Origin of the sequence: Nocardiopsis sp. JB363, assembly GCF_900143625.1 — a bacterium.
Classification (GTDB): domain Bacteria; phylum Actinomycetota; class Actinomycetes; order Streptosporangiales; family Streptosporangiaceae; genus Nocardiopsis.
In genome coordinates this window covers 36789-48514 of sequence record NZ_FRFF01000043.1, presented here as the reverse complement: position 1 = coordinate 48514, position 11726 = coordinate 36789, and the positions used below count along the sequence as shown (strand labels likewise).

Here is an 11726-nt window from a genome sequence, read left to right as displayed (position 1 = left end):
GCCCACACCCACTACCTCGAAACCCTCCGCGCCGGCCGCACCCACACCACCCCGCGCCGACGCGTCTGGATCCAACCCGAAGACGACACACCCCACACCCGAGACCCCCTCACCCGCACCGGCCACGCCCTCGGACTCCACCCCACCCAGATCACCGTCGCCACCAGCCTCACCACCGCCACCGCCGAAGTCCTCACCACCCACGACCTCCTCCTCTGCACCCCGCACCAAGCCGAACAACTCGACCTCCACTGGCGTCCCATCGGAGAAATCCACCCCACCCGCGACCACACCGCCACCGGAGAACAAGCCGACATCCTGCGCACCCACCTCCACCCGCACATCGCCCGCTGCCTCGGAGCCGCACACCCGTGATCACCCACCGCCTACGCGCCGAACTCCACGAAGCCGGACTCCACGGCTCCTTCCTCGTCCGCGACCTCCACACCGGCCACGAGATCGGCATCGAACCCGACACCGAATACGCCACCGCCTCCCTCGTCAAAGTCCCCCTCGCCCTCGCCACCCTCCACCGCATCCACCGGCACGAACTCGACGGCGCCACCCCCGTCCACATCGCCCCCACCCACACCGACACCGGACCACCCGGCACCGGCCCCTTCGGCATCAGCAAGTTCCGTCACCCCGTCACCATCGCCATCGAAGACCTCCTCCACCTCAGCACCTGCCTCAGCGACAACATCGCCGCCGACGCCCTCTTCGACCTCACCCCGCCCACCCACGTCACCCGCCTGCTCCACGAGCACCACATCCGCGGCATCACCGTCCGCCACCGCATCGGCACCCTCAACGCCACCCCGGCCGAACGCCTCGCCCCCGACGAGACCCACCTCGCCCACACCCTCGCCATCCAGGCCGGAACCGACGGACGTGGCCACCACATCCCCCAACTCGACGTCACCACCGCCAACTCCGGCTCCGCCCGCGCCCACGTCGACCTCCTCCATGCCCTCTGGAAACCCACCCACGTCCACCCCGACGTCGCCCAAGGCGTCCGCGCGCTCATGGCCGACAACCTCATCCGCCACCGCCTCGCCCCCGACTTCATGAGCGACGCCACCACCTGGGCGTCCAAGACCGGCACCGTCCTCAACCACCGTCACGAGATCGGCGTCGTCGAACACACGAACGGCGAGGCCTACGCCATCGCCGCCCTCACCGCCTCGCAGGTCCCCGCCCGCCACCAACCCGAAGCCGAGGCCCTCATGGGTCGTGTCGCCAGAGCCCTCCGCGACCACCTGCGCTCCACCTGAACCCGCCACCGAAACCCCGTGCGCAGCGAAGAAGCCGCAAGTCGGGACGTTCCGGACGGCAATCGGACCTCGGTCGGAATCCGTGCCGCACAGAATCCCTGTTTCCCCCACACGAGGGCCCCGGATCCCCTAAGAATGATCGTGAAGGAACCCCCTCATCTCCTCCTGAGGGGGCTCCTGGGCCGAGCTCGCGGGACCCCCTCCCCGCAGCTCGGTCATACGTGGCCGAAACCTGACCTCATGGGGTTTCGCGCGCCACGACGCCCCTCGGGGCACAGGGGCCGTCCCGGCCGGCGCACCTCCCACCGGGACGGCCCCTTCCGTTGCCGGGGCCGGGCTCGACGAAAATCCTGCGGAATTCTGATTCTGCTCACAGGAGCTGGGTCCGCTAAAAATGGTGGTGAAGGAACCCCCGACCCTCCTCCTACGGGGGTTTCTGAGTAGGTCGTGCCCCGGATATCCCCCTTTCCGTGGTCCGGCCGTGTGTGCCTGAGCGGAGTCCCCACACGCTTCGGGCACGACTCGCCCTTCGGGGCTCCGGGGCCGTTCCGGCAGGGCAACCCCAGCCCACCGGAACGGCCCCGCACCTTTAGTGCTTGGGCCCCACGAAGGCGTCCATCCTGGCCACGGCCTCCTTCCGTGAGATCGATACGACGTGGGTGTCCCTGTGCACGGGTTCCAGCTTGTTCACGTGGATCTTCCAGGCGATACCCAACCGGTCCAGGGTCCGGGTGCAGATGTCGATGATGCCCTTCGACGTGTTGGTGAAGTGGTAGCGCGGATACTCGTAGTACTCCACCTCACCCGCCGGGCATTTCTTGCGTATTCGGTTGACGACCCGGCAGCCGTCGGAGTGTATGAGTCCACGTATCAGCGCTTCGGGATGCTCGTCCACGATGCGTTGCTGCCAGGGCTCCAGGACCATGGGCCGCTCGTGCTTCTTTCCGGGGCCGTGCTGGGGAAGGATGCAGGTCCAGTGCTTCGAACAGGCCTTGATCGCGGTGCAACCGGAGCGATCGACCGTGCACGCCTTGACTGGGAACACCGCCTCGATCGCGGCCTGACAGTAGGAGATCAGCTGTGGATATTTGTTGTCGTAATAGATCCATAGCGTGTAGAGGCCGAGCCGGTTTTTGTTCTCGGTGAGGTGACCGTCCCCGAAGTAGGCGCCCAAGAGGTACGCGTAGGCCTCTTCGTGGATGGAGGCTTCCGAACACCGTGGGCAGTACGAGACTCGCTTGTGCTCGGAGGCGAGGTTGCGGCGACGTCCGTTCACCCAGTGACTGACCGCTCTCTGGGAGACTCCACAGGCGAAGGCGATGTGCTGCTGGGTCCAGCCGAGGCTGCGCAGTCTCAGGGCTTTGTCGACGGTCTCGCGTGAGTGCATAGGGTGAATGCTCGCTCACGCTTCGGACATTTTTGGCTGGGGTGTGCCCTGAACAGCAAAAAGAGCCATCCATCAGGATGGCTCTTGTACCCCGGGTGGGATTCGAACCCACACTGTGCGCCTTTTGAGGGCGCCTTCTCTGCCGGTTGGAATACCGGGGCAAGCTGCATAAGCCGGGCATCTTGGCGTCTGCTTGATTTTGCTGGCTTCCGAGGTGTTCGGTCAACAGTGGGATCACGATTGACCGGTCTTGCCGGGGCCGACGCACAGCATACTAGCGGATCTCTGTAACCTTGTGCACGTGACGAGTACGCAGAGCCGTGTGGTGATCGCGGAAGACGAGGCCCTGATCCGCCTGGATCTCAAGGAGATGCTCGAGGAGGACGGCTATGCCGTCGTGGGTGAGGCCGGTGACGGCGAGGCCGCCATCAGGCTTGCCCGAGAGCTCAAGCCCGACCTGGTGATCACCGACATCAAGATGCCGGTGCTCGACGGGTTGACGGCCGCCGAGCGGATCGCGGCGGAGCGCATCGCCCCCGTGGTGATCCTGACCGCCTTCTCCCAGAGGGAGTTGGTCGAGCGGGCCCGTGAGGCCGGGGCCATGGCCTACCTGGTCAAACCCTTCAGTAAGTCGGACCTGGTGCCGGCGATCGAGATGGCGACCTCGCGGTACGCCGAGTTGTCGGCTCTGGAGGCGGAGGTCGGTGACCTCCAGGACCGGTTGGAGACGCGCAAGCTGGTGGAGCAGGCCAAGGGACTACTGCAGAGCCGGCACGGCATGAGTGAGCCGGAGGCGTTCCGCTGGATTCAGAAGAACTCGATGGATCGTCGGCTGACCATGCGCAAGGTCGCCGAGACCGTCGTCGAGACGCTCGGCGGACAGTAGGACTGATCCTCACCGCTTAGGCGGACTGAACTATCGACGCAAGGGGCCGTACCCATGGGGCGGCCCCTTCGTCGTGCCGGGGATCGGGTCTCAAGTGTGGCCATCCGGTCACCATAGGTAGGACGAAGTGACAGAACGGCTGGGCGGCACGGCGAATTCCTAGACGCCTGTTCAGATTCAACTCGCATCCGGTACCGGTTTGATCTCGGTTGCGCACAATGGGGTGACGGTTGTGTCACGTGGCTTTAGCTGTGCTGAATGACCAGCCTAAACCGGGCTAAACTCGGCGCACCGAACAGCTAAAGGACAGTGGTGCCCGAATGCTCACATCCGGGTACCACGTGACCTCAGATGCGCAAGGAGCGCGCGTGCGCACACGTCTCGTGACCGTGTTGCTCGCCCTGATCACCGCATTCCTGGTGATTCCCGGGGCAGTGGCGACGGCAGACGAACAGGGCGGTGAGTCGCTGCACGGTCAGATCGGTCAGCCCGATGATCGGGATCTCGGTGTCGAAGGCATTGAGATCGCGGTTTTCGAGGGTGATGACGAGATCGAAGCGGCGACGACCGACTCTGATGGAAATTGGGAAGTGGGGTTGCCCGGACCGGGCGACTACCGCGTCGTGGTGGATCAGGAGTCCATCCCCAGCGAGTACGAGGTCCGCGAGACGGTTCTCCTCGTCGAAGGTGAGGCCGAGGTAGCGGTCGAGGCCGATGAGCAGCGACCGTTGATCATCGCTCTGGACGAGGCCGGTGCGGCCGCGGAGGAGCCCGCGGAGACGGAGTCCCCCGAGGGGGGCGACGCCACGGAGGGTGAGGAAGAGGCCCCCGCCGACGACGAGGCGCTCGAAGTCGAGGGTGTCAGTGGCGGCTTCGGCGATCGTTTCGCTCAGCTGACCGCGGCCGGACTCCTCTTCGGCCTGGTCATCGCGGTCTCCGCGATCGGTCTGTCGCTGATCTTCGGGACGACGCAGATCATCAACTTCTCGCACGGTGACATGGTCACCTTCGGTGCGATGATGGCGCTCCTCTTCAGCAGCGGCGCGGCCGGGATGGGTAACTCCCTGTTGGCGATCTTCGCCGGTCTGGGTGTGGCGATCCTGTTGGGCGCCTTCATGGAGGGCAGGCTCGGCCGGACCTTGTTGATCGTCCTTCAGTGGACGGCGATCTTTGGCGGTATCGCCCTGGCGACCCTGGTGGGTGTGCTCGGTGACGGCATCGACTGGCAGGTGCCGTTGTGGCTGGCGGCCGTGATCGCGGTGGCCATGGGGGCGGTGCTGGGCGGCACGATGGAGCGCTACCTGTGGCGTCCGCTGCGTAAGCGCAACGTGGCGCTGATCCAGATGTTCATCGTCTCGATCGGTGTGGCGCTGGTTCTGCGGCACGTGATCCTGGTGCTGTTCGGTGCGAACCGGACGCGGTACGCGGGTTTCCAGGTGCAGGAGTTGGTGCACCTGGGTCCGGTGTCGATGCCGCCCCGCGACCTGGTGATCATCGGTGTGGCCCTCGTGGTCCTGGTGCTGGTGGCTTGTCTGTTGCAGTTCACCCGTATCGGCAAGGCGATGCGCGCGGTCTCGGACAACCGGGACCTGGCGGAGTCGTCGGGTATCGACGTGGACCGGGTGACGCTGTACGTGTGGCTGCTCGGCGGTGGTCTGGCTTCGCTGGGCGGTGTGCTCTTCGGCCTGAACCAGGTCGTGGACTACGAGATGGGCTTCCGCCTGCTGCTGCTGATGTTCGCCGCGGTGATCCTCGGTGGCCTGGGCACGGCCTACGGCGCGATGGTCGGCGGTCTGGCCGTCGGTCTGGTGGCGATGTTGTCCACCCTGTGGTTCCCCGCACAGCTCATGAACGCGTGGGCTCTGGCCCTGATGATCCTCATGCTGCTGATCAGGCCTCAGGGTCTGCTCGGTTCGCGTGAGCGGGTCGGCTAGGAGAGGTAACGATGGATATTCTCATGATCCTCGCCGAGGCCGCCCGATCCGCGGTCGGCCCGGTCGCGGCGATCTACGCGTTGGCCGCGGTGGGGTTGAACCTGCACTTCGGTTACACGGGTCTGCTGAACTTCGGTCAGGTCGGCTTCATGCTGGTGGGCGCCTATGGCGTGGGCATCAGCGTGGCGGTGTTCGATCTGCCGGTGCTGGTCGGTTTCCTGGTGGGTCTGGGTTGTGCGCTGGTGTTGGCGTTGCTGCTCGGTATCCCGACGTTGCGGTTGCGCGCCGACTATCTGGCGATCACGACGATCGCGGCGGCGGAGGTGTTGCGCCTGGTGTATCGGGCGGGCTTCGCCGAGCCGGTGACCAACGGTGTGTACGGCCTGCAGAACCTGTCGTCGGGCTTTCGTGAGGTGAACCCGTTCGACGCGGGTGGGCGTTACGGGTTCGGTGCGATGACGTTCACCGGTAACCAGATGTGGTTGATGGCGGTGACGTGGGGCCTGGTCGCGCTGTTCGCCGTGTTCACGTGGCTGCTGATCCACAGCCCCTGGGGCCGGGTGATCAAGGGCGTCCGTGAGGACGAGGACGCGGTGCGCAGCCTCGGCAAGAACGTGTTCGCGTACAAGATGCAGGCGTTGGTGCTGGGTGGTCTGATCGGTGCGTTGGCGGGCGCGATGCTCGCGGTGCACCAGGGGGCGATCCAGCCGGACCAGTTCAAGCCACAGGTGACGTTCTTCCTGTGGGTGATCCTGTTGTTGGGCGGTGCGGGCCGTGTGTTCGGTCCGATCATCGGTTCGATGGCGTTCTGGTTCCTGATGAACTTCACGGACGGGTTCCTGAAGGGGTTGGGCCGTGAGGGTCTGCTGCCCTTCCTGGATGGTCCCGACTACGGTGCGATCCAGTTGGCCTTCGTGGGCCTGTTGTTGGTGTTGCTGATCGTCTTCCGGCCGCAGGGTCTCATCGGTGACCGCAAGGAGATGCTGATCAATGTCAAGTGATGAGGTGGACGCCTCCGCGGCGGTCGAGGTCGACCGGATGGCGGACGCGGTGCCCGAGCCGGGGTCGTCGAAGTCGGACCCGATCCTGGTGGCCGACGATGTGAAGCGTTCCTTCGGTGGCCTGACCGCGGTGGACGTGAGTCACCTGGAGGTGCAGCGGGGGACGATCACGGCGCTGATCGGTCCGAACGGTGCGGGCAAGTCGACGTTCTTCAACCTGTTGACCGGGTTCGACCGGGTGGACACGGGCCGGTGGACGTTCGAGGGCCGGCAGATCAACGGTCGGCGCGGCCATCAGGTTGCGCGGGCCGGGATGGTGCGGACCTTCCAGCTGACCAAGGCGCTGACGCGGATGACGGTGCTCGACAACATGTTGTTGGGCGCCCAGGGCCAGTTGGGCGAGCGGATGGTCGGTGCGTTCCTGCGGCCGATGTGGCGTTCGCAGGAGCGGGCCAACACCGAGCGTGCCATGGAGCTGTTGGAGCGGTTCAAGCTCATCGACAAGCGCCAGGACATGGCGGGTTCGTTGTCGGGTGGGCAGCGCAAGCTGTTGGAGATGGCGCGCGCCTTGATGACCGACCCGAGCATGATCATGTTGGACGAGCCGATGGCGGGTGTGAACCCGGCGTTGGTGCAGTCGTTGTTGCGGCACATCACGTCGTTGCGGGACGAGGGCAAGACGGTCCTGTTCGTCGAGCACGACATGGACGTGATCATGGGCATCAGTGACTGGATCGTGGTGTTGGCGCAGGGCGGGGTGATCGCGGAGGGTCGTCCTTCGGACATCCGGTCCGACCAGCAGGTGATCGACGCCTACCTGGGTGCCCAGGAGGACGAGGGCGAGGCCGGGGAGAGTGGCGATGAGTGAGGAGAACGGTGGGCTGCGCCCTGAGCCGGAGGAGGTTCCGGTGGAGGCGGAGGACGCCGCGGCCGTCCAGGAGCACCGCGAGGCGGTCCTGGAGCAGGCGGGCGCGGAGGCCGGGGAGGTGGGTGGTCCGGAGGACTTCCTGCTGTCGGCCAGGGAGATCGTGGCCGGTTACGTGCCGGGGGTGAACATCCTGAACGGGTGCACCCTGACTCTCACCGAAGGTGAGGTCGTGGCGATCATCGGTCCGAACGGTGCGGGTAAGTCGACGTTGATCAAGACGATCTTCGGGCTGATCCCGGTGCGTGATGGTTCCTTGACGCTGCGGGGTTCGAGTATCGCGGGTCTGCCGGCGCACTCTCTGGTGGAGCGTGGTGTGGGGTACGTGCCGCAGACGCGGAACGTGTTCCCTTCCTTGACGATCGAGGAGAACCTCCAGATGGGGGCCTTCCTGCGGCCACGGTCGTACGCCGAGCGGTTCGCCGTGGTCTCGGAGCTGTTCCCGTTGTTGGGGAAGCGGCGTCGGGCCAAGGCGGGTTCGCTGTCGGGCGGTGAGCGTCAGATGGTGGCGATGGGTCGGGCTTTGATGATGAACCCGTCGGTGCTGTTGTTGGACGAGCCGACGGCGGGGTTGTCACCGATCTACCAGGAGGAGGTCTTCCAGCGGGTCAAGGAGGTCAACTCCACGGGTGTCTCGGTGGTCATGGTGGAGCAGAACGCGCGGCGTTGCCTGCAGATCTGTGACCGCGGGTACGTGTTGGACCAGGGTCGGAACGCGTACACGGGTACGGGTCGGGATCTGTTGAACGACCCGAACGTGATCGAGCTGTACCTGGGAACGCTCGCGAAGGCGTGACTCGGCGGGTCTTGGGGCCCGCGTGAAGAGGGGGTGGGGCCGCGGCCCCACCCCCTCTGTCGTGTTCGTGGTGCGCGGGTTCAGTCCTGGAGCGAGTAGTCGGTGTAGCCGAGGATCTCGTAGCCGTCCTCACCGAAGTGGAAGAGCTCGAAGGTGGCGGAGGTGGGGTCTCCGTTGTCGTCGAAGTCGATGTTGCCGCTGGTGCCCTGGTAGTCGATGCTCTGGTCTTGGTCGAGCAGGTCGCGGCATTCGGCGAAGGTGGTGCATTCGGTGCCTTCGGGGCGGCTGATCTCGGGCAGGTGTTCGACGTAGACGGTCGGGTCGGGGGACCCCGCGGACTCGGCGGCCAGGGCGACGGCGGTGACGCAGTCGAAGATCTGTGGGGTGAACTGGAAGGCTTCGAGTTCGGGGTCGAACTCGCGGAGGCCTTCGTTGAACTCGGGGTTGTCGGCGCTGGGTGCGACTCCGGTGGTGCCGTCGATGGCGCGGGGGCGGTTGTCCGCGACGGTCTCGCCGAGGCCGGGGTCGTTGAGACCGTCGGTGAGGTAGAAGGTGCTCCGGACCTCGCTTTCGATGAGGGCGGCCATGAGTTGGGTGCCCTCCTCGAAGGAGATGAGGGCGATGGCGTCGGCATCGGCCCGGTAGACCCCGTCGATGACGGCGCCGAAGTTGGTGCTGTCGGGGTCGTAGGTCTCGCTGACGAGGACGTCGATGCCGAGGGAGTCGAGTTCGTTCTCTACGGCGGTGAGGTAGCCGGTTCCGTAGTCGTCGGCGCGGGCGACGATGGCGACGGAGGTGTGGCCGTCCTCGACCATCTGTTGGGCGAGGACGGGGCCGGCCATGAGGTCGCTGGGGGCGGTGCGGAAGAAGTAGCCGCCGTCGTTGATGTCGCTGAGTTCGGGTGCGGTGTTGGAGCCCGAGCACTGGACGATCTGGGAGCCGGTGATGGTGTCGTAGGTGGCTTGGGTCATGGCGGAGGCGGCGGCGCCGATGACGGCGTTGACGTTGTCGTTGACGAGGCTGTTGGCGGCTTCGTTGGCCTGGGCGTTGTCGCCGGCCTCGTCGGCTTGGATGGGTGGGGGGACCTGGTCGCCGAGTATGCCGCCGGCGTCGTTGATCTGGGATATGGCGTATTCGACGGCGGAGAGTTGTGGCGGGCCGAGGAAGGCGAGGGAGCCGGTCTGCGGGTAGAGCAGGCCGTAGGTGAAGGCGCTGTCCTCGGCGTTGGTGGAGTCGGAGCAGGAGGTGAGGGCGAGGGCGGCGGCGAGCGCGGTGGCGGTGAGGGCCAGGACGGGGCGCGTGTTGGTGGTCATCGGTCGGTCCGTTCGGGAAGCGGGTGGCGGCGTGGGGGCAGCGGCCGTGGAGCCGGGTCGGCGCGGTGTTGCGTGTGCGTCGATGACTCGGCTACTCCGGGACGTGGTGTCCGGTGTCGGGTCTACTCGTCGAGGGAGTACTCCTCGTAGCCCGAGACCTCGTGGGTCTCACCGTCGAAGCCGAAGATTTCGAAGGTGGCGGAGGTGGGGTCTCCGTTGTCGTCGAAGTCGATGTTGCCGCTGGTGCCCTGGTAGTCGATGTCCTCGTCCTCGTTGAGCAGGTCGCGGCACTCCTCGAAGGAGGTGCATTCGGTGCCTTCGGGGCGGCTGATCTCGGGCAGGTGTTCGACGTAGACGCTCGGGTCGACCGAGTCGGCGGACTCGGCGGCCAGGGCGATGGCGGTGACGCAGTCGAAGACCTGCGGGGCGAACTGGAGGACGTCCAGCTCCGAGTCGAACTCGCTGAGGCCTTCGTTGAACTCGGGGTTGTCCGCGCCGGGTGCGATGCCGGTGATGCCGTCGACGATGGACGGGTCGTCCTCGTTGACGGTGGTGCCCAGATCGGGGCTGTTGAGGCCGTCGGTGATGTAGAGCTGGTCGCCTTCGACGCCGCTTTCGAGGAGTTCGGCGATGACCTGGGCGCCCTCTTCGAAGGAGATGAGGGCGACGGCGTCGGGGTCTTCGTTGTCGACGGCGTTGATGACGCTGTCGAAGTTGGTGGCGTCGGGGTCGTAGGTCTCGGTGAGCGCGACCTCGGCGCCGAGGGCTTCGAGTTCGTTCTGGACGGCCTCGAGGTAGCCGTTGCCGTAGTCGTCGGCGCGGGCGACGATGGCGACGCTGGTCTGGTTGTTGTCGACGATCTGGCGGGCCATGACGGGCCCGGACATCAGGTCGCTGGGGGCGGTGCGGAAGAAGTAGCCGTTGTCGTCGATGTCGCTGAGGTCGGGCGCGGTGTTGGAGCCCGAGCACTGGACGATCTCGGCGCCGGTGACGGTGTCGTAGACCGCCTGGGTCATGCCGGAGGCGGCGGCGCCGAGGACGGCGTTGACCTCGCTGTTGACGAGGCTGTTGGCGGCCTCGTTGGCCTGGGCTCCGTCGGCCGCCTCGTCGCCTTCGACGATGTCGGGGACCTCGGTGCCGAGGATGCCGCCGGCGGCGTTGATCTCGGAGATCGCGTACTCGGCCGCGGTGATCTGCGGCGGGCCGAGGAAGGCGAGGGCACCGGTCTGCGGGTAGAGGATGCCGTAGGTGAATTCCTCACCCGCGGAGTCTCCTCCGTCTCCGCCGTCGTCACCATTGCCACACGCGGTCAGCCCCAGCACTAGGGCCGCGGTCGCGGCAGTGAGTCCTAGGACCTTCTTGCTTGCCATGATCGTGGTCGCTCCGTTCAACCGGCGGTGCACGGTCTGCGTGGCGCAGCCGTGCCGATGGTGCAGATGCGTCCTGAAGTCCGCGATGTGTGGCATGACTTAATCAGGAGCGTTAGTGGAGCTTAATCATGGAAGTTCCGTCTCGGGAAGCGGGAGGGGGGCGTTGCGTCCGACTCGCCTTCATGCCGTTATGAACCTGTGGTCAACGTAAGGGCTCTTGGTCCTGGTTATTGGACGAATGTGACCGAGGACGGTCACTCGGCTGCAATCTGTCATGACGTGTCGGCATGGCGTGGCCCGACCGTCGAACCGCTTCGGTCGGGTGACCGGGTGGTGCGACGGCCGGGCCGTGTGCAGTACGCCTTGGTTCGCCTGTGAAGTGCGACTTGTGTTCGGGGTGCCTCGGTGGTTCAGCCCTGGGGTGCTTCGCGGAGCATGCAGGTCAGTCGGGACGTGCACACTTTCCGGTCGGCGTCATCGGTGATGGTGATGTCCCAGGTGGCGAGGGTGCGGCCGAGGTGGACGGGGGTGGCGACACCGGTGACGTGCCCGTCGGTGGCGGAGCGGTGGTGGGTCGCGTTGATCTCGATGCCCACGGCGATGCGTCCGAACTGATGGGCGTGGATGGTGGAACCGATGGAGCCGAGGGATTCGGCGAGGACGCACGAGGCTCCGCCGTGCAGTAGACCGAAGGGTTGGCGGTTGCCCTCGACGGGCATGCGGCCGACGACGCGTTCGGGTGAGGCTTCGGTGATCTCGATGCCCATGGTCGCGCCCAGGCCGCCGGTGAGTGCTCCGGACTCCAACATTTCCTTGAGATCCTGAGCCTGCGTGCTCATA

10 protein-coding genes, 1 tRNA gene and 1 pseudogene are annotated in these 11726 nt (G+C 66.0%); 7 read left to right on the top strand and 5 right to left on the bottom strand.

All coding sequences use genetic code 11. The features are described from left to right. Positions 1-375, top strand: a pseudogene (locus BQ8420_RS06860) (LysR family transcriptional regulator); the annotation flags it as partial. Then, positions 372-1274: a serine hydrolase gene (locus tag BQ8420_RS06855; protein WP_087096977.1), complete on the top strand. Its 903-nt coding sequence runs from the start codon at positions 372-374 to the stop codon at positions 1272-1274. The pseudogene BQ8420_RS06860 and the gene BQ8420_RS06855, both read left to right, overlap by 4 nt. Before the next feature lie 589 nt (positions 1275-1863). Here BQ8420_RS06855 and BQ8420_RS06850 read toward each other — a convergent pair. Both BQ8420_RS06850 and BQ8420_RS06845 read right to left on the bottom strand, forming a co-directional pair. Then, positions 1864-2661 carry a helix-turn-helix domain-containing protein gene (locus tag BQ8420_RS06850; protein WP_087096976.1) on the bottom strand — a complete coding sequence of 266 codons (798 nt, stop codon included), beginning with the start codon at positions 2659-2661 and terminating at the stop codon, positions 1864-1866. Between the two features lie 87 nt (positions 2662-2748). Then, positions 2749-2822: transfer RNA gene (locus BQ8420_RS06845), tRNA-Leu, on the bottom strand. A 161-nt stretch (positions 2823-2983) separates the two neighbouring features. Between BQ8420_RS06845 and BQ8420_RS06840 the strand changes: the two genes are divergently transcribed. From BQ8420_RS06840 to BQ8420_RS06820, 5 genes are all read left to right on the top strand, one after another. Beyond that, positions 2984-3547: an ANTAR domain-containing response regulator gene (locus BQ8420_RS06840; protein ID WP_087096975.1), complete on the top strand. Its 564-nt coding sequence runs from the start codon at positions 2984-2986 to the stop codon at positions 3545-3547. Positions 3548-3915: 368 nt separating this feature from the next. Further along, on the top strand, positions 3916-5481 hold the full coding sequence (locus BQ8420_RS06835) for a branched-chain amino acid ABC transporter permease (protein WP_087096974.1): 1566 nt from the start codon (positions 3916-3918) through the stop codon (positions 5479-5481). An 11-nt stretch (positions 5482-5492) separates the two neighbouring features. Further along, the gene (locus tag BQ8420_RS06830) at positions 5493-6482 is read left to right on the top strand and encodes a branched-chain amino acid ABC transporter permease (protein WP_087096973.1); all 990 of its coding nucleotides are present in this window, start codon (positions 5493-5495) and stop codon (positions 6480-6482) included. Beyond that, positions 6472-7350: an ABC transporter ATP-binding protein gene (locus tag BQ8420_RS06825; RefSeq protein ID WP_087096972.1), complete on the top strand. Its 879-nt coding sequence runs from the start codon at positions 6472-6474 to the stop codon at positions 7348-7350. Before BQ8420_RS06830 ends, BQ8420_RS06825 begins: the two co-directional genes overlap by 11 nt. Continuing rightward, positions 7343-8203, top strand: coding sequence for an ABC transporter ATP-binding protein (locus BQ8420_RS06820; protein ID WP_087096971.1), 861 nt, complete (start codon positions 7343-7345; stop codon positions 8201-8203). Before BQ8420_RS06825 ends, BQ8420_RS06820 begins: the two co-directional genes overlap by 8 nt. An 80-nt stretch (positions 8204-8283) precedes the next feature. Here the strand turns inward: BQ8420_RS06820 and BQ8420_RS06815 are convergent, their stop codons facing one another. The 3 genes from BQ8420_RS06815 to BQ8420_RS06805 all read right to left on the bottom strand — a co-directional run bounded on the left by BQ8420_RS06815 (position 8284) and on the right by BQ8420_RS06805 (position 11725). Further along, positions 8284-9516, bottom strand: a complete 1233-nt coding sequence (locus tag BQ8420_RS06815; protein ID WP_087096970.1) for an ABC transporter substrate-binding protein — start codon at positions 9514-9516, stop codon at positions 8284-8286. 122 nt (positions 9517-9638) lie between these two features. After that, positions 9639-10886, bottom strand: coding sequence for an ABC transporter substrate-binding protein (locus BQ8420_RS06810; RefSeq protein WP_235005972.1), 1248 nt, complete (start codon positions 10884-10886; stop codon positions 9639-9641). 410 nt (positions 10887-11296) lie between these two features. After that, positions 11297-11725: a PaaI family thioesterase gene (locus BQ8420_RS06805; protein WP_087096968.1), complete on the bottom strand. Its 429-nt coding sequence runs from the start codon at positions 11723-11725 to the stop codon at positions 11297-11299. Between the last annotated feature and the right edge of the window lies 1 nt (position 11726).